General features: G+C 61.2%; 23 protein-coding genes. 14 read left to right on the top strand and 9 right to left on the bottom strand.

The features are described from left to right. Positions 1-21: 21 nt before the first annotated feature. The 3 genes from ABD833_RS02670 to ABD833_RS02660 all read right to left on the bottom strand — a co-directional run bounded on the left by ABD833_RS02670 (position 22) and on the right by ABD833_RS02660 (position 3,241). Positions 22-774 carry a YdcF family protein gene (locus ABD833_RS02670; protein WP_345070799.1) on the bottom strand — a complete coding sequence of 251 codons (753 nt, stop codon included), beginning with the start codon at positions 772-774 and terminating at the stop codon, positions 22-24. 205 nt (positions 775-979) lie between these two features. Next, on the bottom strand, positions 980-1,336 hold the full coding sequence (locus ABD833_RS02665; RefSeq protein WP_345070797.1) for a thioredoxin family protein: 357 nt from the start codon (positions 1,334-1,336) through the stop codon (positions 980-982). A gap of 120 nt (positions 1,337-1,456) precedes the next feature. Continuing rightward, on the bottom strand, positions 1,457-3,241 hold the full coding sequence (locus ABD833_RS02660; protein WP_345070796.1) for a DUF885 domain-containing protein: 1,785 nt from the start codon (positions 3,239-3,241) through the stop codon (positions 1,457-1,459). A 183-nt stretch (positions 3,242-3,424) separates the two neighbouring features. Between ABD833_RS02660 and ABD833_RS02655 the strand changes: the two genes are divergently transcribed. Both ABD833_RS02655 and ABD833_RS02650 read left to right on the top strand, forming a co-directional pair. Next, positions 3,425-4,867, top strand: a complete 1,443-nt coding sequence (locus ABD833_RS02655; protein ID WP_345070795.1) for a DNA/RNA non-specific endonuclease — start codon at positions 3,425-3,427, stop codon at positions 4,865-4,867. 195 nt (positions 4,868-5,062) lie between these two features. Continuing rightward, positions 5,063-5,551 (top strand): nuclear transport factor 2 family protein, encoded by a 489-nt coding sequence (locus ABD833_RS02650; protein ID WP_345070794.1) that lies wholly within the window; start codon positions 5,063-5,065, stop codon positions 5,549-5,551. A 348-nt stretch (positions 5,552-5,899) separates the two neighbouring features. On the opposite strand, the gene ABD833_RS02645 is transcribed toward ABD833_RS02650, so the two are convergent. The 5 genes from ABD833_RS02645 to rsmA all read right to left on the bottom strand — a co-directional run bounded on the left by ABD833_RS02645 (position 5,900) and on the right by rsmA (position 11,121). Further along, the gene (locus ABD833_RS02645) at positions 5,900-7,543 is read right to left on the bottom strand and encodes a M28 family peptidase (RefSeq protein WP_345070793.1); all 1,644 of its coding nucleotides are present in this window, start codon (positions 7,541-7,543) and stop codon (positions 5,900-5,902) included. 44 nt (positions 7,544-7,587) lie between these two features. Then, positions 7,588-8,466 (bottom strand): nuclease A inhibitor family protein, encoded by an 879-nt coding sequence (locus ABD833_RS02640; RefSeq protein ID WP_345070792.1) that lies wholly within the window; start codon positions 8,464-8,466, stop codon positions 7,588-7,590. Positions 8,467-8,640: 174 nt separating this feature from the next. Continuing rightward, on the bottom strand, positions 8,641-9,114 hold the full coding sequence (greA, locus tag ABD833_RS02635; RefSeq protein WP_345070791.1) for a transcription elongation factor GreA: 474 nt from the start codon (positions 9,112-9,114) through the stop codon (positions 8,641-8,643). Between the two features lie 102 nt (positions 9,115-9,216). Continuing rightward, complete coding sequence (locus ABD833_RS02630) at positions 9,217-10,146, bottom strand: NAD(P)-dependent oxidoreductase (RefSeq protein ID WP_425553557.1); 930 nt, start codon at positions 10,144-10,146, stop codon at positions 9,217-9,219. A 177-nt stretch (positions 10,147-10,323) separates the two neighbouring features. Further along, positions 10,324-11,121: a 16S rRNA (adenine(1518)-N(6)/adenine(1519)-N(6))-dimethyltransferase RsmA gene (gene rsmA, locus ABD833_RS02625; protein ID WP_345070788.1), complete on the bottom strand. Its 798-nt coding sequence runs from the start codon at positions 11,119-11,121 to the stop codon at positions 10,324-10,326. A gap of 233 nt (positions 11,122-11,354) precedes the next feature. On the opposite strand from rsmA, the gene ABD833_RS02620 reads away from it, so the two are divergent. The 12 genes from ABD833_RS02620 to ABD833_RS02565 all read left to right on the top strand — a co-directional run bounded on the left by ABD833_RS02620 (position 11,355) and on the right by ABD833_RS02565 (position 21,040). Further along, positions 11,355-12,809, top strand: coding sequence for a leucyl aminopeptidase family protein (locus tag ABD833_RS02620; protein WP_345070787.1), 1,455 nt, complete (start codon positions 11,355-11,357; stop codon positions 12,807-12,809). Between the two features lie 133 nt (positions 12,810-12,942). After that, a complete protein-coding gene (pdxA, locus tag ABD833_RS02615; protein ID WP_345070786.1) occupies positions 12,943-14,001 on the top strand; it encodes a 4-hydroxythreonine-4-phosphate dehydrogenase PdxA in 1,059 nt (352 codons plus the stop codon). A gap of 280 nt (positions 14,002-14,281) precedes the next feature. Further along, positions 14,282-14,650: a helix-turn-helix domain-containing protein gene (locus ABD833_RS02610; protein WP_345070784.1), complete on the top strand. Its 369-nt coding sequence runs from the start codon at positions 14,282-14,284 to the stop codon at positions 14,648-14,650. A 77-nt stretch (positions 14,651-14,727) separates the two neighbouring features. Continuing rightward, positions 14,728-15,261 (top strand): YceD family protein, encoded by a 534-nt coding sequence (locus ABD833_RS02605; protein ID WP_345070783.1) that lies wholly within the window; start codon positions 14,728-14,730, stop codon positions 15,259-15,261. 44 nt (positions 15,262-15,305) lie between these two features. Beyond that, positions 15,306-15,530, top strand: coding sequence for a 50S ribosomal protein L32 (gene rpmF, locus ABD833_RS02600; RefSeq protein ID WP_345070781.1), 225 nt, complete (start codon positions 15,306-15,308; stop codon positions 15,528-15,530). Positions 15,531-15,592: 62 nt separating this feature from the next. Beyond that, positions 15,593-16,534, top strand: coding sequence for a phosphate acyltransferase PlsX (plsX, locus tag ABD833_RS02595; RefSeq protein WP_345070780.1), 942 nt, complete (start codon positions 15,593-15,595; stop codon positions 16,532-16,534). A 46-nt stretch (positions 16,535-16,580) separates the two neighbouring features. Beyond that, a complete protein-coding gene (locus tag ABD833_RS02590; RefSeq protein WP_345070779.1) occupies positions 16,581-17,594 on the top strand; it encodes a beta-ketoacyl-ACP synthase III in 1,014 nt (337 codons plus the stop codon). A 208-nt stretch (positions 17,595-17,802) separates the two neighbouring features. Continuing rightward, positions 17,803-18,366 carry an elongation factor P gene (efp, locus tag ABD833_RS02585; RefSeq protein WP_345070777.1) on the top strand — a complete coding sequence of 188 codons (564 nt, stop codon included), beginning with the start codon at positions 17,803-17,805 and terminating at the stop codon, positions 18,364-18,366. Between the two features lie 34 nt (positions 18,367-18,400). Continuing rightward, positions 18,401-18,874 carry an acetyl-CoA carboxylase biotin carboxyl carrier protein gene (accB, locus tag ABD833_RS02580; protein ID WP_345070776.1) on the top strand — a complete coding sequence of 158 codons (474 nt, stop codon included), beginning with the start codon at positions 18,401-18,403 and terminating at the stop codon, positions 18,872-18,874. A gap of 113 nt (positions 18,875-18,987) precedes the next feature. Beyond that, the gene (gene accC, locus ABD833_RS02575; RefSeq protein ID WP_345070774.1) at positions 18,988-20,331 is read left to right on the top strand and encodes an acetyl-CoA carboxylase biotin carboxylase subunit; all 1,344 of its coding nucleotides are present in this window, start codon (positions 18,988-18,990) and stop codon (positions 20,329-20,331) included. Between the two features lie 101 nt (positions 20,332-20,432). Continuing rightward, entirely contained in the window at positions 20,433-20,678 is a 246-nt protein-coding gene (locus tag ABD833_RS02570; protein WP_345070773.1) for a hypothetical protein, read from the top strand. Between the two features lie 110 nt (positions 20,679-20,788). Next, positions 20,789-21,040 (top strand): PIN domain-containing protein, encoded by a 252-nt coding sequence (locus ABD833_RS02565; protein ID WP_345070771.1) that lies wholly within the window; start codon positions 20,789-20,791, stop codon positions 21,038-21,040. 84 nt (positions 21,041-21,124) lie between these two features. On the opposite strand, the gene ABD833_RS02560 is transcribed toward ABD833_RS02565, so the two are convergent. Then, on the bottom strand, positions 21,125-21,703 hold the full coding sequence (locus ABD833_RS02560) for a DUF3109 family protein (protein WP_345070770.1): 579 nt from the start codon (positions 21,701-21,703) through the stop codon (positions 21,125-21,127). Positions 21,704-21,898: the final 195 nt, after the last annotated feature.

The raw sequence follows: 21,898 nt of genomic DNA, 5'->3' as shown, positions 1-21,898 counted from the left end.
GCTCGCCAGGACCGGCGCTTCTCAGCAATACCCCAGCAGCTTATAGGTAACGAAGCCCGTCATCTCATGCAGCAGCAGGAACCAGCGGGAAACGGCGGCGGCGCTGGGCAGCAGCCAGTAATCGGGGTCCAGCTGCCGGTCGGTGGTGCGGAAGTCGGCGGGCCAGGGCGTGGGTGCAAGGCCTACGCGGCGGAAGCAGCCCAGGGCCCGGCGCTGGTGGAAAGCCGACGTAATCAGCACCAGTGACTTTATTTCGGGATGTTGGGTCAGCAGCTCCTTCGTGAATAAGGCATTCTCGCGGGTGTTGCGGCTGCGCTCTTCCAGCAGAATATGGGCCCTGGGCACCCCGGCCAGCCGCAAAAGCGTGTACAGGTCGCGGGCCTCGGTGTGAGCTACCTGGCCCACGGCCCCGGAACCGCCGCTAATGATGATCCGGTCGATGCGGCCGGCACGGTAGAGCCAGAGCGTGTTGGTGAGCCGGTCAGCTCCCGGCCCCAGGTATACCCGGTCGTGGGGCGACTTGTGAATCTGGGTGATGCCGGTGAGCAGCACGCCCGCATCATGGTGGGCCAGACTCCGCAGCGGGGCCGGGGGCAATTCCCAGACCAGCAGGGCTTCGTTGCTCAGCGCGTTGTTGGGGCCGATTACCGTCAGCCCGATGATCACCGGCAGCAGGCGCCGCCGCCATTTCGGGTTGCGCAGCATACGCACGGTCAGCCAGATTCCGACCGGAAGAATGGCGTAGAGCAGGAGTTTGGAGAGCAGGAAAAACACGGCCGCGAAGCTAGCGGGAAAAAGCCCGGCGGGCTGGGAATCGAGCCGGCAGCAGCAGCAGCTTCAAAAAAGAACGTCATGCTGAGCGAAGTCGAAGCATCTCGCGTGGCATCGTTGCTATGGCAATCTGACGTCAGCAAGCGAGATTCCCCGGCTTCGCTCAGCATGACACTTCATTTTTGCGTGGTGCTTCTCTAGCCACGCGCTAGTTGCTCTGGGGCATAAAGTCCCGCAGGCGCTGGAGCATTTGATAAACCTCGTCCTCGGTTGTCAGCGTGTCGCACTCCAGCAGCTGGCCCTGGCAGTAACTCACGAAAAACGGGGCGACGCGCTGCTGCATCAGCTTCTGGGCCACCGGATTTTCTTCCGACGCCAGCCGCAGGAACAGAATGGATTCAAAGGGCGTATCGTCGGCAAACTTGGCAAAAGGCGGGGCCAGCTGATTGCAGATAGCACAGTCTGCCGCAGTAAACTTGACGAACACCTTCACATGGTCGCGGGTGTAGCGACGCAGGCCCTCATCGTTGGTATCGATTATCTGTTGGCGGGCAGCTTCTTTCATGAGTCGGGTGAAAACAAGGACGGCATACGGCCCTGCGGGTACTGGGTATGCAGACACAAAAACCGCCCCGGAAATTCCATCCGGGGCGGCTTTGTTAGCAACGCACAATGGTTGAGCTTCCTACGATTTTTTCAGCATCATGGTCCGGATATATTTCACCGGAGCACTGCCGTAGCTCAGAAACTGCTCGTTGAAGGCTTTGAGGTCGAAAGCGGAGCCCTGCTCCTTTTTCAGCTCCTGGCGCAGGTCGTAGATTTCGGTGTAGCCGGTGAAGTAGCTGCTGAGCTGCACCTGACTCTGGGTGGCGCGCTTCCATTTGCCCCGGGCTTCAGCTTCTTCCTGGAAGCCTTCGCGCATCAGCATCGCCACTACCTCCTGCTCCGAAGCATTGTTCACCTGCACGTCGCGGTCGAGGATGGCGTTCAGGGTCACGCGCATATTCCACTTATCCCACATCAGCCACATTTCGTCGGTGTTGCCGCCGTAGCCGCTTTCCAGCATCATCCGCTCGCTGTACACGGCCCAGCCTTCTATCATGGCGCCGTTGCCGAAGATGGACTTAATGAGCGAAGGGCTGCGGTTGGCGTACACTAGCTGGGTGTAGTGGCCGGGAATGGCCTCGTGGATGTTCAGGATCTGGAGCGTGTAGTCGTTGTACTCGCGCAGGTAGCTTTCGGCCTGGGTCGCGGTCCACTCGGCGGGCACGGGCTCCACGTTATAGTAGGTGTTGGCAGCCTGATCGTAGGGGCCGGGGGCCGATACCGACGCGCCCGCGCTGCCGCGCATGTAGAGCGGCGTGTCGCGCACCACCAGGGGCTTGGTAGGGTCCTGGGTCAGTAGCTTCTTGTCGTTCACGAACTTCACCAGCGTGGGAATCTGGGCCTTCACGGCCTTGGCGAAGTCGGCCGGGGCCGCGTGCTTTTCCGACAGCCTGCCGATTACCCGCTTAATGAGCTGGATGGAGTCGGTGGGCAGGGGCTGGCCGGCGAAGTACTTGGGCCAGAGCCGGGCGGCGCGCCGACCCATATCGTGCAGCAGCTCGGCTTTGTGGCGTTGGGCCTTGGCGTATACCTGGTCGGCGGTGGCCGTAGCCTGGATGTCGTAGACGAACTTGCGGTCGAACAGCGCCTGGCCGATGCGGAACGAGCGGAACTGGCCCTTGGGCAGCACTTCTTTTTCCAGGAAGCGGATGTAGCTTTCCATTTCCAGGCGGGTGGTGGCTATCCGGTCGCGGAAGTCCTTCTTCTCCCGCTCCGAAAGACCCGAGCGGCTGATGGAATCCAGCAGGGCCGGACCGAAAACTTCCATGCCGCCCTTGTTCTGCAGAATGGCCAGCTGGGTGTGCTCCTTAGTAGGCCGGCTGATGTTCTGCTTGGCGGCCTCATAGTAGTCTACCGAGCGGGAAATCTTGTCGGAGATGTTGCGCAGGCGGCGGTCCAGGGGGCGGTGGCGGCCGTTGAGCAGCTCCGATACCGACCCGCCGAGGTTGTAGCCGGCCGGGTTCCACTGCCAGCTGCGCAGCGTATCGGCGTACCAGCGGCTGCGGTTCAGGTAGTTTTCGAGCAGCCGGAAGTCGGTCTGGTTGTTCACCGACAGCTCGGCCACCGCAAACCCTTCCAGTTCCTTCCGCCGCCGGGCCTGGGCCGCCGCTTCGGTCTGCCGCCGCGCGGCCGTGGGTGCAATCAGCACCGAGTCGTAGCGGTGGTAGCCCTGGTCGGATGCCCACTCGGGGTTGTAGTACCAGAGCGAATCGATGAAGCGGGTTTTGAACTGCTCGAAGTTCGCGTCGGCCGTCGGCACGGCGGTGGTGCCGGCATGCTGGCCGGAGTCGCAGCTGCCCAGGGCTAAGGCGGTGGCGGTGGCGGCGGCCAGCAGCAGCAGTTTGGGGGTAAAGGGTTTGGTCATGCGGGGGAAAGAAGTAGAAGGGGGAGCAAGGTAGGCCACAAGGACCCGATTTCCTGCATAGCGTTGCCTGGGGCTTTCCTTTTCCCGACTGCCATTTCCCGCAGAGGCCCGCGGAGGTTTCGCGGAGGTGCGCGGAGTTCTGATGGCGTATGGACAGCTGCCCGGATCTGCTACCTTCGCGCTATGGTCCGCCTCCTGTTTTTCCTGCCCCTCGCGCTGCTGGCCTGCTCCCCGCCGCCGCCCGAAACCGCCCGCTCCCTGCCGTCCGCCGGGCCCCCGGCTATTGCGGTGGAATCCGAAGCCCCGGCCCAGGGCGCCGGCCGCTTCCCCGAAACGTTTGAGGCCGGCAGCAAAGGCGCCTACGCTACCGCCGACGAAACCCTGGGCTCCGGCTCCTGGCACTTCGAGGATGCCCTGATCGGCTCGTCGGAGCAGGACCACAAACGCGGGCAGCACGCCGCGCGGCTGCGGAACCAGGGCCGGTTGCGCATGAATTTCAGTACGGCCCCGGGCGTGGCCCGCATCCGCATCAGCGCGGCCGCCTACGGCGACGACGCGGCCAGCACCTGGGAGCTGTGGGGCAGCGTGGACGGCGGCCGCACGTTCCGCCGGATCGGCCAGCCGGTGCGTACGCAGGGGCCGCGCCTCGTAGCTACTGCTTTTGAAGGGGACGCGGCGGGTTCTCTGCGCCTGGAAATCCGCAAAACCAGCGGCAGCGGGCGGCTGAACATTGATGATGTGACGCTGGAAACGGCGACCGGTGCTCCTGCCGGCAGTTCCGCCGGTCCGGCCGCCGGGAGTACCAGTGCCCCGGCCGGCACTTCCCTGCCGCCGGCGGCCACCCGGCAGGCCACGGCCGTCGTTACCAGCCGCGACGATAATATGGCCCTGGGCAACCCCAGCGGCGCTACCGCCAGCCCCGCCAATGCCAACAACTACCTGCTCAGCAAACCCCAGTTCACCATGAGCTATAACGCCGGCCGGGGCATTCCGAACTGGGTGAGCTGGCACCTGAACCGGGCCTGGCGCGGCTCCGCGCCCCGCCAGGACGACTTCCGCCCCGATCCGGCCCTGCCCCGGGGGGTCTACGCCGTGTCGCCCCGCGGCTACGGCAGCTCGGGCTTTGATAAGGGCCACAACTGCCCCAGCGCCGACCGCACCACCGACCTCGACGACAACTCGGCCACGTTCCTGATGACGAACATGATTCCGCAGGCCCCCAATAACAACCAGCGCACCTGGAGCAGCCTCGAAGAATACGGCCGCGCTTTGGTGGAGCGGGGGCAGGAAGTCTACGTCATCATGGGTAGCTACGGCAAGGGCGGCACCGGCGCCAAAGGCTTCGCCACCACCCTCGACGGCGGCCGCGTGACGGTGCCTGCCCGGGTGTGGAAAGTGCTGGTCGTGCTGCCCGAAGGCTCCGACGACCTGCGCCGCATTCCCGCCCAGGCCCGCATCCTGGCCGTGGACACGCCCAACGACAACGCCGTGAGCCCCGACTGGAGCCGCTACCGCGTGTCGGTCGACGCCATCGAAAATGCCACCGGTCTGGATTTGCTCAGCAAGCTGCCCGTAGCCGTGCAGGCCCGGCTGGAAGCGGCAGTGGATAAGGGGCCGACGCGGTAAGCAAATGCAGGAACATGTAACGCGAAGTTCCGCTTCGCGGGGCGCTGCTGCTGGCTGTGGACGCATCGTTCTTCGCGGGGCGCTGCTGATGGCTGTGGATGCCTCGTTCAACGCGTCGCGAAGTGAAACTTCGCGTTACGGCCCACCAGCCTTTCGCTTCTTCCCTTCCCAACTATCCCCCTATTCCCGAAGCTGATGAAACTCCTGCTCCTCGCCGCGGTGCCGTTGCTGGGTACCTTCGCCTGTTCCACGGCCAAACCCGCCGTGCCCGCCGCCGCGCCCCGGTCACCGGCCGCGCAGGAGCTTTATGCCACCATTGCCCGGCAGGACAGCCTTATGTTCGTAGCCTTCAACCGCCACGACCTGGCCCGGCTGCAAACCTTCTTTGCCGAAGACCTCGAGTTCTACCACGACCGGGGCGGCCTGGCGAATTACCAGCAATCGATGGACGGCTTCCGGCGCATGTTTGAGCAAAACCAAACCACCGGCCTCAACCGCCAGCTGGTGCCCGGTACCCTGGAAGTGTACCCCATCAAAGACTATGGTGCGGTAGAAACCTACCAGCACCGGTTCTGCCACGTCGAAAACGGCAAGGACGACTGCGGCACCTTTAAGAACACCATGCTCTGGCGCCTCAAAGACGGGCAGTGGAAAGTAACCCGGGTTATCAGCTACGACCATTAATATACAGGACTTACGCACGGCAGCTTTCCCGCAGAGGTTCGCAGAGGTGGGGAGAAAGACTCTGCGGCCCTCTGCGTTTTACCTCTGCGAAACTCTGCGGGAAAGCTACTCTGTAAGCCGACTGCGTAAGTCCTAATATAGCAGACCATAGCCTTCCTACCATCCCGGTTTCAACCTCGAAGCGGATGAAACTCCATTACTCGCTCTGCTCCTGCTGGTCGCTACCACCGCTGCCTTTGCCCGGAAGCCAGCCCCCACCGAAAACCTCGTTCGGTAAGCCCACCCCAGAGAGAAGATATTGCCTCCGGGGAGCCAAGGGAATGGCAGAAGCTATTATCCAACGCTGGCTTACTGCCCGCCCCCAAACCGCTTCCCGAAGAAATTCCCCGGCTTCCACGTCGGCCGCTGGAGGTTCTGGGCTACCTGGTAGCCGATCAGAAAGTTGAGCTGGGCGTATTTCCGGCCCGCTTCGAAGTCGAAGGTGCCGTTGATGTCGTCCTGGGGCTGGTGGTAGGTAACGTCGCGCCACTTCTGCACCTGCTCGCTGAGGTTATTGGTGCCGTCGGCGGTTTTGTTGCCGTATTTGACGTGCACGGCCGGAATGCCCTGGACCACGAAGCTGTACTGGTCGGAGCGGATGAAGCGGTTCTGGATGGGTTCCGGGTCGGCTTCCACCGGGAGGCCCAACTGGGCGGCGGCTTTGGCCACTTCTGCTTCCAATGAGGAGTTCTCTGCCCCCAGCGGCACCACCGACAGCAGCGGGGCGATGATCGTGGGCATGTCGGTGTTGATGTCGGCTACGATGCTGGCTTTGGGCACCGTGGGGTACCTGGCAAAGTAGGCCGAGCCGAGCAGGCCCAGCTCTTCGCCCGTCAGGAGCACGAACAGCACCGAGCGTTTGGGCTTTTGCCTGAGGCTGGCGTAGGCTTTGGCAATTTCCAGCACGCTGGCCACGCCGGTGGCGTTGTCGTGGGCGCCGTTGTAGAGCGAATCGCCCCGCACGGCCGCCCCGATGCCAAGATGGTCGAGGTGGGCGCTGTGCACCACGTATTCATCGCGCAGCCGCGCACCGGAGCCCACGATTTTGCCCACCACGTTATAGCTGTCCACATCCTGGTAGCGGCTGCGGACTGAGGCCGTGAGCGTCACGGCCAGCGGTTGGGAAGCCGGTTTGCCGGTCCGCAGCGCGGCAAACGTGCGGGTCGTATCGGTAGCCGCGCCGGCAAAAAAGCGTTGCAGCGTGGCCGTGCTCACCGAGCCGACCACCTGGATCTGTCGGGAAGTATAGGTCCGCGAAACTGCCACCTGGCCCTCCGGCCCCAGCACGCTCACGGCTCCTTTGCCGACGTTTGGCAGCTTCGTCGTCGGCTTACTCACGGCCAGCAATACGCCCACCGCCCCGTGCCGGGCGGCCGTTTGCAGAATCGTCAGCAGGTCGGTGGCGTAGAGCTTTTCATTGCCCGCAAGGTGCCGGGGCTCGGTGCGCGTCACCACCACGATTTTACCTTGGGCATCCAGGCCGGCATAATCATCATAGCCCAGCTCGGGGGCGCTGATGCCGAAGCCCGCGAAGACGACGGGGGCCGTAACCTCAGCGGCCGGCTGCTGGGGGTTGGGGTAGAACATAAAGTCCGCGCCGGCGCGGTAGGCTGCGCCGGAGCTGCTGAGCGTGCCGCCCGGCTCGGTAAAGGCCCGCCGCAGCCGCACCTTCTGCACGTAAGTCTGGTGGTCGCCGGCCGGCTGCACGCCCAGCTTTTTAAGCTGCCCGGTTACGTAATCCACCGCCAGCTGATAGCCCGGCGTACCCGGCTGGCGCCCCCGCAGCTTGTCGTCGGCGAGGTAGGTTACGTGGGCTTTATAGTCGGCCGCGCTGACTTTATCCAGGGCTTTAGCCACCGACCTGGGTAGCGGAGCCTGGGCAGACCCTGGGTGCGCCAGGGCGCAAACACCCAGCCCCAAGGCCAGGGCCAGGCTTTTCATGCGAAAGGTCATAGAAACTGCAGGGTAAAAAACGAAGATCAGCAGCCGGAAGTGGCCTAGGTTTCCGTCAGCACCGTTTTGAACCCGGCCAGCTGGCCCGCCGACGTTTTGCCCAGCGCATAGACCGGCACCTGCGAGCCGCTGCCGACGCGGTACACCTTGGTATCCTGCAGCTCCTGCTTCATAAACATCTGCAGGGCTTTGTAGCGGTTGGCCAGCTCCGGGTCGCCGAGCACGCCGTCGTCGGCGGTGTGGTTGCGCAGGAAATGCACCAGCTCCAGCGTTTCGACTTTGGTACCGGCTGCTTCGCCAGTCAGCTTCAGCAGCGCGGCATCGGTCAGCTCGCCGGCGGGCGCGGCGTAGGCAACCGGCGTCAGCGGCGCTTCCGACTCGCTGATGAACAGCAAATCTTTGGTGAGGTGACTGAGCTGCTCCGTGGTGGCATCCGCCGCCTCAGGAGCAGCGGCCAGGCCGGACCCGACCGTTTCGCGCTCCGCTTTGGTTTCCATCGGCTTCACGTCCTTGCCTGTACCGTCTGCGCCGGGCACCCGGGCCGCAATGGCGGCGGCCAGCTCCTGCATCCGGGCTGCCGCCACCTTTATTTTGGGATTGGCAAAGTTCAGGTCCGACACCTTGTTCATCGGAATCAGGTGAATATGGGCGTGGGGCACTTCCAGCCCAATCACGGCCACGCCGATACGCTTGCAGGGCACGGCGGCCAGCACCCCTTTCGCCACGCGCTGGGCAAACTGGTGCAGGGCGGCCAGCTCCGCCGGCGGCAGGTCGAAGATGTAATCCACTTCCCGCTTCGGAATCACCAGCGTGTGGCCCTCTACCAGCGGCGTGATGTCCAGAAACGCCAGGTGGTGGTCGTCCTCGGCAACTTTATAGGCGGGCAATTCGCCCGAGACGATGCGGGAAAAGATGGAAGGCATGAGGTGAAGTTGTGAAATAGTGAAGTTGTGACGAGAAAACGGGTACCAGCAGCGCCTCTGCGCTATAGCGCCTGCGCCAAAGTACGGGGCAAAACGCAAAAAGGGCGAAACCGCTGGTTTCGCCCTTTCAGGAGTGCTGGTAATTCACTCTTCACAACTTCTCCATTTCCCCGACTAGCGGCTGATTTCCAGAATCTCGAACTGAAGCTTGCCGGCCGGCACGATGATTTCGGCGGTGTCGCCGGCTTTCTTGCCCAGCAGGCCCTTGCCAATCGGCGACTTCACGGAAATCTTGCCGGCGGCCAGGTTGGCTTCCTCCTCGGCTACGAGCAGGTAGTCGAGCACCATATTATTTTTCAGATTCTTGAGCTTCACCTTGCTCATGATGAGCACCTTGGTCAGGTCCAGGTTCGTCTCGTCGAGCACGCGGGCGTTGCCCATCACTTCTTCCAGCTTGGAGATTTTCAGCTCGAGCAGACCCTGGGCGTCTTTGGCGGCGTCGTACTCGGCATTCTCGCTCAGGTCGCCTTTGTCGCGCGCTTCGCGCAGGTCTTCGGCAGCTTTTGCCCGGCCGCGGACTTTCAGCTCCTGCAGCTCATCCTTGAGCTTTTGCAGGCCTTCGGGACTATAGTAATTGACGGAAGACATGTCGGGGGGATGATTAGCTAAAAAACAAGGAGAACGGTCGGCGAGGCCAACCGTTCTCCAAAAAGGTTCTGAGACAAATATACGAAGACCCGGCAACTTCTGCTACCTCTGTTCCGGGCGAAGACGAAGAAAAGCCCCAATCTTGTGCGCCAGCACCTCGTTGATTCGCTGGTACGACTGGTGGGTCCAGCCGCCTATGTGCGGCGACAGCACCACGTTGGGCGCAGTTTTAAGAAAATCGAACTGCGCCAGCTGCTCCGGGCTGAGCTGGGTCAACTTTTCCTGCTCCAGCACGTCCAGGGCCGCGCCCCGCACCTGCCCGCGGTGCAGGCCCCGCACCAGGGCCGCATGGTCCAGCACCTCACCCCGGGCGGTGTTCAGCACCCAAACAGGGTGGCGAAAACCCGCCAGAAAGTCTTCATCGACAAACTGATGATTGGCGGCCGAGTAGGGAATATGGATGCTCAGCACCTCGGCCCGGGCCTGTAGCTCGGCCAGCGGCACCAAGGTGGCATTATGGTCGCCGGCGCAGTCGGGGTTGTGGTCGTAGGCCAGGACGGTGCACCCAAAACCCGCCAGCCGCCGGGCAAAAGCGCAGGCCATATGGCCGTAGCCCAGCAGGCCGATAACTTTCCCCCCGATTTCCTCCCCCCGGTTGGCTTCGCGCCGCCACATTCCCTGCCGAACCTCCGCGTCGGCGCGGGCAATGTTGCGGAACAGGGCCAGCAGCAGCCCCAGCGTATGCTCGCCCACGGCGTCGCGGTTACCTTCCGGGGCGTTGAGCAGCGTAATACCGGCCGCGGCCAGAGCGGCCTCGTCGATGTTATCGACCCCGGCGCCGGCCCGGGCCACGTAGCGCAGGTGCGGCCCGTGGGCCAATAGCTGCGCCGTCACGCGCAGCTTCGAGCGCACCATCAGCCCATCGTAGGGCTGGGCGGCCAGCGCGGCGGGGATTTCGGCAGCGGTCAGATCCGGTCGGTAGTGCAGCGTCACGCCCAGGGGCGCCAGCAGCTCCGAAAGGGAAGGGTGCATTTCGTCAACTGCTAAGCAAATAGACATCTTGGGGTTGTTTCTATTGATTGTTAAAAATCGTCTGTCCTGCTGAGCCTGTCGAAGCATCTCGCGTGCTGCGTTGAATTACTCGTCCCGGCGTCAGCACGCGAGAGACTTCGACAGGCTCAGCAGGGCGTTCTTTTTGAATATTTAGCCTTAGTTACCAGCTACCAGCCGGTGTTTCTCTATATGATTGGTCAGCCACACAAACTCGGCTACGCCCAGCTGCTCGGCGCGCTGGTTGAAGATTGGCTCCAGGGTATTTTCGGCCGTCATGCCGAACGGCTTCAGGGCGTTGCGCAGGGTTTTGCGGCGCGTAGAAAAGGCCTGCTTCACCACCTTAAAAAACAGCTTTTCGTCGCAGGCCAGCTTTTCGGTGTCGTTGCGCCTGAGGCGCAGCACTGCCGACTGCACCTTGGGGGGCGGAATAAACACGTGGGGCGGCACCAGAAACAGCAGCTCCACGGTGTAGTAGGCCTGCAGCAGCACGCTCAGGATTCCGTACACCTTCGAGCCCGGCCCCTCGGCCATGCGCTCGGCTACTTCCTTTTGCAGCATGCCCACCACCTCGCGCACCTGCTGGCGGTGGTCGAGCACCTTAAAGAAAATCTGGGTGGAGATGTTGTAGGGAAAGTTGCCGATGATGCTCAGCGGCTGGTCCGGAAACAGCTGGCTCAGATCCTGCTTCAGGAAGTCGGCGGAGATAATGCGACCGTGCAGAGCGGGGAAGTTGCGCTTCAGGTAAGTCACCGATTCGCGGTCAATTTCAATGACGGTGGTTTTATACTCCGGGTGCTGGAGCAGGTCCCCGGTAAGCACGCCCATGCCCGGCCCGATTTCCAGCACTTCCGTCACCCCATCGGGCAGACGGAGGGCTTCCACGATACGGCGGGCTATTTCGGGTTCCGCCAGGAAGTGCTGACCGAGGTGTTTTTTGGGGCTGACGTGGTCCATAGGGAGGAGCTGGGAGAATCGGAGTTAGAAGCTAAAAGTCAGGCGTTAGAAGGCAACAGGCAGCAGCGGCGGCGAAGGGGGAAGTAAGTAGTAGCCGTCAGATACCAAAGCACATCTATAGTTGGCTCCTGGCTTCTTGCTCCTGGCTTCTTGTTCCTGTCTCCTGGCTTCTGGCTCCTCTGAAAAAACGCCTACCTTGCGCCACTTACATGGCCCCAAAGATACGTCCGTCTATGCCGATTCAACTAGCCCACGCCGCCACGCTGCCCCCGGCGGCCGATTCCGTCTTCCTGCTGCCCGCCGGCACCAAGGAGCTGCCCGCCGCCCTGGCCGACCTCCCCGAGGCGGCCCGCACGTACGTGGCCGACCAGCTCGCGGCTGATTCCAAGCTGATTACGGTCAACCACTACTCTCACCGCCACTACTTCGTGGTGGCCAGCGAGAAAGGCACGGCCCAACTTATTGCCGAAGCGATGCGCAAGAGTGGCCACCAGCTGCACACGCAGGTAAAGGCCGATAAAGTCGCCGAGCTCTACATTCAGGACCTGACCAAAGACGCGGATGGCCAGCTGGCGTTAGCGCTGGCCGAGGGCCTCTACCTCACGGCCTACGCGTTTGAAGGCTACAAAACGGACGAGAAATCGAAGAAGGCCGCCGTACTGACCCGCGTGCTGCTTACCGGCGCGGCCTCGGCCGAAGCTATCCAGGAGCTGGACAACCTGCTGCAGGGCGTATGCCTGGCCCGGGACCTGATCAACGCGCCCCTGAACAAGCTCAACGCCACTCAGTTTGCGGAGCGCATGGCGGCCGCCGGCGACGAAGCGGGCTACCACACCGAAATCCTCGATCTGGTGCGCATCGAAGCCCTGCGCATGGGCGGGCTGCTGGCCGTGAACCTGGGCAGCCCCGAGCCGCCGACGTTCACCATCATGGAGTGGAAGCCCAAGAACGCCCGCAACGCCAGACCCTACGTGCTGGTGGGGAAGGGCGTGGTGTTCGATACCGGCGGGCTAAGCCTGAAGCCCACCCCCGGCTCGATGGACATGATGAAGTGCGACATGTCGGGTGGCGCGGCCGTGACGGGCGTGCTCTACGCCCTGGCCAAAAACCAGGTGCCGGTCCACGTTATCGGCCTGGTGCCCGCCACCGACAACCGGCCCGGCGGCATGGCCTACGTGCCCGGCGACGTGCTGACGATGTACAGCGGCCTGACCGTGGAAGTACTTAACACCGACGCCGAAGGCCGCCTGATCCTGGCCGATGCCCTGGCTTTCGCCAAAAAGTATGAGCCCACGCTGGTATTCGACATTGCCACCCTCACCGGGGCGGCCGCCCGCGCCATTGGCAAGGAAGGCATCGTAGCCATGGGTACCGCCGACGAAGACCAGCTGCTGGCTCTCAAACAGGCGGGCAACCGCGTGCACGAGCGGGTGGTGGAGTTTCCCCTCTGGGATGAATACGCCGAGCACATCAAATCCGACATTGCCGACATCAACAACCTGGGCAAAGCCGAAGCCGGCGCTATTTCCGCCGGCAAGTTCCTGGAGCGCTTCACCGAAGGCACCCCCTGGATTCACCTCGACATTGCCGGCCCCGCCTACCTCACCGCCCCGGATTCCTACCGCGGCAAAGGCGGCACCGGTACCAGCGTGCGGCTGCTGTACGACTTTTTAGTAAACCAGGAGTAAGCCGCCCGTCGTGCTGAGCCGGTCGCAGCCTCTCGCGTGCTGATGTTGGAGTAGTAATCTGACGTCAGCACGCGAGATGCTGCGACCGGCTCAGCATGACGTTCTTTTACCTAGCACGACCACCCACCCCACCATGAACAACCTTCCCCGCCTCGGTATTTCAGTCGGCGACCTGGCCGGCATTGGGCCGGAAATCATCTATAAAACGCTTCTTGACAGCCGCCTGCTCAAATACTGCACCCCCGTGGTCTATGGCACGGCCACCGTATTGTTCGATGACTTTCCGGCCGACCAGCAGGCCGAGCCGCTCACGTTCCGCCAGGTCCGCGCCGCTGCCGACATTGCTCCCGGCAAGCCCAACGCCGTGACCTGCTGGGAAGATGACTTTACTCTGACGCCGGGCCAGCCTTCGGAAGCCTCCGGCCGCGCGGCCCGTCAGTCGTTGCTGGCAGCGGCCCGCGACCTGAAGGAAGGTCTGCTCGACGCCCTCGTCACGGCACCCATCAGCAAGGAAAACACCCAGGCTGATGACTTCCGCTACCCCGGCCACACCGAATTTCTGACCAGCTTCTTCGGGGCCCCCGAAAGCCTGATGCTACTGGCCAGCGAAGATCTGCGCGTGGCCACCGCCACCGGCCATATTGCCCTCAGGGATGTGCCGGCCAAGCTCACCAAGGAATTGCTGACGGCCAAGCTGCGCATCCTTTTGAAGTCGCTTAAAGCTGATTTCGGCATCGACAAGCCCCGGGTAGCCGTACTCGGCCTGAATCCCCATGCCGGCGAAAACGGCCTGCTGGGTACCGAGGAAGCGAATCTGGTGAACCCCATTATCCAGCAGTTTTTACAGGAAGGCCACCTCGTGTATGGCACCTTCCCCGCCGACGGCTACTTCGGCACCGGCCAGTTCCGCAAGTTCGACGCCACGCTGGCGCTCTACCACGATCAGGGGCTGATTCCGTTCAAAACCCTGGCCTTTGAGCGCGGCGTCAACTTCACCGCCGGCCTGCCCATCGTCCGCACCTCCCCCGACCACGGCACGGCTTACGGCCTGGCCGGGCAGTTCAAGGCCGATGAAACGTCTTTCCGCGAAGCCGTGTACCTGGCCTGCGACCTGGTGCACCAGCGCAATAAATACGCGGGCCTCAAGCCTCTGATTCCCGGCCCGGCGCTGCGGGGCGGACGACACGAATAGCCTAAGTTCCGGTCTTTCGGCCGACGGATTTGTCCGGAGCAGAGCCGGTAGAGCCGGTATTTAGCTGCGGTAGCAGTATTTTTTTTCTGGCTGCTCCGGCCGACTATTTCTGCCTGCAACGCTTTGCCAATGAAAGCAATAGGACGGATGCAGTAATTTCGTTTCAGCACACTTTCTTTCCAATAATGAAATTTTGTTTGCTGTTTTAAAACTATCCCCGTAGGTTTGCAGACCCAAAGCCGTCGTACCCGGTGGATTTGGGTCTTCTTCACTTCGCTGCATGACGCTCCAGACCCCCACCGATTACCGTACTGCCCTGCGCCGCCTCGATGCGCTGGTAGCGGCCGGAGTCGAAGGCAACGCGGCGCTGGAAACCGAGTTCCGGGAGCTGATCCTGGCGCTGGACGTGTACGAAAGCAAGCTGGGGCTGCTGCCTATTCCCAACCTGCCCACTTCCCTGGCCGAGATGATCGAGCTGAAGCGGCAGCAGATGCGGCTTAAGCAAAAGGAGCTGGCGGAGCTGCTGGAAGTACCGGCCGGCCGCCTCTCGCAGATTCTGAGCGGCAAGCGCCGCGTCACGCTCGACCTGGCCAAGCGGCTTTATGAGCGGCTGGGCATTCCGTCCGATTTCATTCTCAAGAACGCCTGAAGCGCACCATAAGGCTTAGCCTACTTTTTAAAAACGGGGGAAACCAGCTACTTTTGCCCCCTGCCAGCTACTCTACCGTGAAAAAGGACTCCCAATTCGACTTGGCCATTGCCAAACTAGCCCACAAAACGCACCAGTTTGCGTTTGAGCTGGACCGGACCTTTTTCGATCAGTTTGAGCAGAGCCTCATTCCCGACGGCAACCTGCACGCGGACGTGACGCTGACCAAAACTGACCGCCTTATCACCCTCGATTTCCGCATCACCGGCACCGTGCGCCTGATCTGCGACCGGAGCCTAGATGAGTTCGACCAGCCTCTGGATATCACCGAGCAGCTGCTGGTGCGCTACGGCGACCGGGAGGTGGAGCTCGACGACAACGTGCTGCAAATCACGCCCGATACCCAGACGCTGCCCATTGCCCAGCACCTGTTCGATTACATTGGCCTGGCGTTGCCGATGAAAAAGCTGCACCCACGCTTCCAGAACGAGCCCGACGAAAACCCCGGGGCCGACAGCAAGCTCATCTTCACCACCCGCCAGTCCGGCGACAACGACGAGGATGAGGATAGCGGCGACCCGCGCTGGGATGCGCTGCGCAACCTCAACTAAGGGCCTACCACACTTAACCTTCAACATTTAACCTTTCCTGACTTATGGCACATCCTAAGCGCCGAACCTCCAAAACCCGCCGCGACAAACGTCGCACCCACCACCAGCTCACGCCAAAGGCCATCACGCTGTGCACGAGCACCGGCGAGCTGCACCTGCGTCATAAGGCCTACGTGGTAGACGGCGACCTGTACCTGCACGGTAAAGTAGCCATCAAAAACTACGCCCCCGTTGCCGCTGCGGCAGCTCCCGCTTCCGACGAAGAATAACCTTCGTCCGGCCGGTAGCCCCGGTCCGTCCTCCCGACTCCGTATTCCTTGATACCTCGTACATGAAGATAGCCCTGGACGCAATGGGGGGTGATTTCGCTCCCCAGGCAGCCGTCGACGGCGCGGTGCTGGCAGCGGCAAAGCTCGCTGGCAAAGCTCAGATTGTGCTCATCGGCCAGGAAGAAGTCGTCCGGCCCCTGCTCCAGCAGCACGGGGCCGCGGCGGCGAGCCTGGAGCTGGTGCACGCCTCCCAGATCATTGCGATGGGGGAGCATCCGGCCAAAGCCTACCAGCAAAAGCAGGACTCCAGCATTGCCGTGGGCTACCGCCTGCTGCACGCCGGCGACGTGGAAGCTTTCTGCTCGGCCGGCAATACCGGCGCGATGCTCGTGGGTGCCATGTTCAGCGTGAAACCCGTATCCGGCGTACTGCGCCCGGCCATTGCCAACTTCACCCCGAAGCTGGCCGGTGGCTATGGCATCCTGCTCGATGTGGGGGCCAATGCTGAATGCAAGCCCGAAATGCTGGAGCAATTCGGCGAACTGGGCTCGTTGTATGCGCAGTACGTGCTAGGCATTCCCAAGCCCAAAGTAGGGCTGATGAGTCTGGGGGAAGAGGAAGGCAAAGGCACTTCCGTTACCCAGGCGGCCCACCAGCTGCTGAAGGTGAACCCCCATATTCACTTCGTCGGCAACATTGAAGGACGCGACCTGTTCAACGACAAAACCGACGTCGTGGTCTGCGACGGCTACACGGGTAATGTGCTGCTGAAAATGGCGGAGTCGATCTACGAGATTCTCGAAGCCAAGCAGATGCACGATCCGTTTTTTGACAAGTTCAACTACGAGGCCATCGGTGGCAGCCCCATTCTGGGCATCAACGACAACGCCATCATCGGTCACGGCGTGAGCACGCCGCTGGCCATCTGCAACATGCTGTTGCAGGGCTACCAAATGGCCGAATCCGGCATCTCGGATCAGATAAAATCTACTTTCAAGTCGTAAGTCGGCCCGCGCCCCGCGTGGGCTGACTTGTGCTTTTGCGCGCCCAATGAAAATCACTGCCGCCGTTACCGGAGTGGGCTCCTACGTGCCCGACTACGTGCTGACCAACAAGGAGCTGGAAAAGCTGGTGGATACCACCGACGAGTGGATAACCACCCGCACCGGCATCAAGGAACGGCGGATACTGAAGGGGGAAAACCAGGGCACGTCGGTCATGGCTATTAAAGCCGTGCAGCAGCTGCTGGCTAAAACCGGCACCCGGGCCGAGGAAATCGACCTGCTGATCTGCGCTACGACGACCCCGGATCTGGTGTTTCCGGCCACGGCCAACATTATTACGGCCGCCGTGGGCGCCACCAACTCATTCAGCTTCGACATGCAGGCGGCCTGTTCGGGCTTCCTGTTTGCCCTGGCTACCGGCGCGCAGTACATTCAGGGCGGCAGGTATCGCAAAGTAGTTATTGTAGGAGCCGACAAGATGTCGTCTATCATCGATTACACCGACCGCGCCAACTGCATCATCTTTGGTGATGGGGCCGGGGCGGTGCTGCTGGAACCCAATACCGAAGGCCTGGGCCTGCTGGATCAGGTGCTCCGCTCCGATGGTAACGGCGAGCAGTTCCTGCACCAGAAAGCCGGGGGCAGCCGCCGCCCACCCTCCGCCGAAACGGTAGCCAACCGCGAGCATTTCGTTTATCAGGAAGGGGCCACGGTGTTCAAGTTCGCCGTGACTAACATGGCCAACGTAGCCGCCCAGGTAATGGAGCGCAACCAGCTGACCAACGATGATGTCGCCTGGCTGGTCCCCCACCAGGCCAACAAGCGGATTATTGATGCCACCGCCAACCGCATGGGCGTGGGGCCGGAAAAGGTGATGCTCAACATTCAGCGCTACGGCAACACCACCAACGGCACCATTCCGCTGTGCCTGGCCGACTACGAGCAGCAGCTGCACAAAGGCGACAACCTGATTCTGGCAGCTTTTGGCGGCGGTTTCACCTGGGGTTCCATCTACCTGAAGTGGGCCTACGATCCGAAACCAGATCCGCAAACGGCATAAATAGCGGGCCGAACGCGGAAAACTCCTATACTTGTACTCCCGACGAGCCGCCCCACCACCTGCCGGGACGGCTCTTTTTTTTGAATTAGTAATTTTGAATTAAGAATTAAGAATTGAGCCGCCCTCCATCCTGGAGTCGTCACTGGTCCATTCGAATTTCTACTTCTTAATTATTAATTACTAATTATCCATTCCTCCTTCCCACCACATGGCCACCACCGCAGACTTTCGCAACGGACTGGTACTTGAGTACAACAATGACTTGTACGTCATTACCGAATTCCAGCACGTCAAGCCGGGTAAGGGCCCGGCCTTCGTCCGGACCAAGCTTCGCAACATCAAAACCGGGAAGGTGCTCGATAACACCTTCAACGCCGGCGTCAAAGTAACCACGGCCCGCGTAGAGCAGCGCCCCCACCAGTTTCTCTACAAGGACGACTACGGCTACACGTTCATGGATAACGCTACCTTCGAGCAGGTGTCGTTGCCCGAAGCCATGGTGCCCTTCGCCGACCTGATGAAGGAAGGCCAGGAAGCCACTATCCTGTTCCACGCCGAAACCGAGCAGCCCCTCACGGCCGAGCTGCCCACCACCGTGGAGCTGATCGTGACCTACACCGAGCCCGGCCTGAAAGGCGACACCGCCACCAACACGCTTAAGCCCGCCACGGTGGAAACCGGTGCCCGGATCCAGGTACCGCTGTTCATTGATACCGACACCAAAATTCGCGTCAAGACAAGCGACTACTCCTATGTCGAAAGAGTCAAATAAGCAGCCGCACAAGTCGTCCCCCTCCAGCGCCTCTATGAAAGCCAAAGAATTACAGGACCTGATTGACTTCATCGCCAAATCGGGGTTGAACAAAGTCAACATTGAAACCGAGGAATTTAAAATCTCGGTCCAGCGCGAGCCCAGCTACAAGCCCGTTATCAGCTCGGCTCCGGCTGCACCGCAGCAAGCAGCGTTAGCTCCGGCACCGGTGGCTGCTCCAATAGCGGCTCCCGCCCCGGCTCCGGCTGCCGAAGCTGCCAGCGCCAGCTACGTACCGCTGAAAGCCCCGATGATTGGTACCTTCTACCGTTCCAGCAGCCCGGAGTCGCCGCTTTTCGTGAACGTGGGTGATCTGGTGGAAAAAGGCCAGGTGATCTGCATCATCGAAGCCATGAAGCTCTTCAACGAAATCGAAGCCGAGGCCTCGGGCCGGGTGGTGAAAGCTCTGGTTGAAAACGCCACCCCGGTGGAGTACGACCAGCCGCTGTTCCTGATTGAGCCGATGTAATTTTTAGTATTGAGTAGTGGGTAGTGAGTATTGAGACTAGGTAGCTCCCTGAAGACGGAGTTTGTCTCTACCCTATTCTCATTACTCACTACTTAATACTCAATACTGAACTCGTGTTTAAGAAAATACTGATTGCCAACCGGGGCGAAATTGCGCTGCGCATTATCCGTACCTGCAAGGAAATGGGCATCAAGACGGTGGCCGTGTACTCCACTGCCGACAAGGAAAGCCTGCACGTGAAGTTCGCCGATGAGGCCGTGTGTATCGGGCCACCGGCTTCCACGCTCTCCTACCTGAGCATGCCCAACCTGATTGCGGCCTGCGAAATCACCAACGCCGACGCCATCCACCCCGGCTACGGCTTTCTGAGTGAAAATGCGGAGTTCTCGCGCATCTGCCAGGAAAACGGCATCAAGTTTATCGGGGCCACGCCCGAGATGATAAACCAGATGGGCGACAAAGCCACCGCCAAAGCCACTATGATTAAGGCCGGCGTACCCTGCATTCCCGGCTCGGTGGGCCTGCTGGATTCGGTGGAGCAGGGCAAGAAGATTGCCGCCAAAATCAAGTACCCCGTGATTCTGAAGGCCACGGCCGGCGGCGGCGGGCGCGGCATGCGCGTGATTAACTCCGACGACGAGTTTCAGAAAGCCTGGGACGATGCCCGCACCGAGTCGAAGGCCGCCTTTGGCAACGACGGCATGTACCTGGAGAAATTCGTGGAGGAGCCGCGCCACATCGAAATCCAGATTGTGGGCGACCAGTACGGCCGCGTGTGCCACCTTTCGGAGCGCGACTGCTCCATTCAGCGCCGCCACCAGAAGCTGGTAGAGGAAGCGCCGTCGCCGTTCATGACCGAAGAGCTGCGCGAGAAGATGGGCACGGCCGCCGTAGCCGGGGCCAGCGCCATCAGCTACGAGGGTGTGGGCACCATTGAGTTCCTGGTGGATAAAAACCGGGACTTCTACTTCATGGAGATGAACACCCGGATTCAGGTGGAGCATCCCGTGACCGAGGAAATCATCAACTACGACCTGATCAAGGAGCAGATCAAGGTGGCGGCGGGCATCCCGATTTCGGGTAACAACTACTTCCCCAAGATGCACGCCATGGAGTGCCGCATCAACGCCGAAGACCCGCGCAACGGCTTCCGCCCTTCGCCCGGCAAAATCACGGTGCTGCACATTCCCGGCGGCCACGGCGTGCGCGTCGATACCCACGTGTATGCCGGCTACGCCATTCCGCCGAACTACGACTCGATGATTGCCAAGCTCATCACCACGGCTCAGACCCGCGAGGAGTGCATCGTGAAGATGAAGCGCGCCCTGAGCGAGTTCGTGGTAGAAGGCGTCAAGACCACGATTCCCTTCCACCTCAAGCTCATGGACGACGAGAAGTTCAAGGAAGGCGTGTTCACCACGGCGTTCCTGGACTCGTTTGACTTTTCGACTTTGTAAGCCGCTCACATTCCTTTTTACAAAAATGCCCCAACAGCTTTGTTGGGGCATTTTTGCTATTGGGCGAAGTACAAAAGCGAATTACTGTTTATCTTGCCTGCATGGAACCGCACCGACTTACCATCCCCGACGATGCCGATTATCGCCAGCTGGTGCGGATAGCGGATGCCGTAGGGTTGCAGGTGGCGGCTGATGGTACGGTGTCAAAAAAGCCGTTGAAGCCCAAGCGGACGCGGGAGGAATTACTGCTCATTATTGCCAAAGGAGCCGATGTGAGCAATATTCCTGACCCGCTGGCGTGGCAGCGGGAGCAGCGTGCCGGCCGCGACCTTCCCTTTGAGCAATGAGTTATTTGCTGGACAGCAACATCCGCATTCATTCGGCCAAGCCCGCCTTGCAGTTGCGCATCTGAGTTGAGAACCCGGAAACGGCTGTTTCTGCTATCAGTCAGGTGGAAGTGTTGGGATTTCACGGCCTGTTGCCCGGAGCACAGGCCTACTTTGAGGCCACGTTCGAGCTCCTGCAAATAATCCCGGTTTCGGCCGAAGTTGTTGATGTGGCCATACGGTTCGGGCAGCTCTACCGACTGCGGGCGGCCGATGCCATCGTGGCCGCAAGTGCCTGGCTGCAAGGCCGCACCCTGGTTTCAGAGGATGGTCACTTTCGGCGCGTACTAGGGTTGGAGGTGGTGAATCCGTTGGCGAAGTAAACCCCGTTTCCCAGCAACCGGCCCTGGATTCCGTATTGGTTTTGTTTAACCAAAAGACCGACTCCCCAGTCGGCCTTTTCTTGCTTAGTTCACCGGTGGGCTGTTCGTCTCGATTTCTGTCACCAGCTCGCCATACCACTGCTCGCCGTACTTGCGGATCAGCGGCTCCTTAAGGAACTGGTAGATGCGCACGCCCAGGCTGGCGCCGAAGCTGCAGGCGGGGTTGCAGATGTTCCAACGGTCGTAGTTCAGCGCCTCGAAGCCGTCGTACTTGCTGATGCGGATCGGGTACAGGTGGCAGCTGATGGGCTTTTTGAACGAGGTAGCCCCGGCCAGGTAGGCCTGCTCGATGCCGCACTTCAGAATGCCGCGCTCATCGTAGAGCGCGTAGGCGCACTCCCGGTCGTTGATGGTGGTGGTACTGAAGTCGCCTTCCCAGTCCTTGATGTAGAGGCCCTGCTGCTCGATGGCCTGCTGCCCGGCTTCGGTGAGGAAGGGCTTGATGTTGGCGTATTCCTGCTCCAGGATCCGCAGCTCAGCGTCTTCCAGGGGCGCGCCCAGGTCGCCTTCCACGCAGCAGGCGCCCTTGCAGGCTTCGAGGTTGCAGACGAAGAAGTTGTCGCGGATGTCGTCGGAAATGACGGTATTCTGGATGATAATCATGCTTAGGGCTTCACGCAGTGGTTCGCAGTGGGTAGCGCAGGGTCTCGCGGGGTCGTTCAACGGTCATAGCGGAACCCTGCGAAATCCCCCCCGAGACCCTGCGAGAAATAACGTCCGCAAAGATAACCCCGTTTCCGCACTCGCCCCGAAAGGCGTACCTTTGCCTCTATAGCCGAGAGACTGAATTACCCTGAC

Origin of the sequence: Hymenobacter fastidiosus, assembly GCF_039539565.1 — a bacterium.
Classification (GTDB): Bacteria; Bacteroidota; Bacteroidia; order Cytophagales; family Hymenobacteraceae; genus Hymenobacter; species Hymenobacter fastidiosus.
Note: the sequence above shows the minus strand (reverse complement) of the source record. Positions and strands in the feature narration are given on the sequence as shown.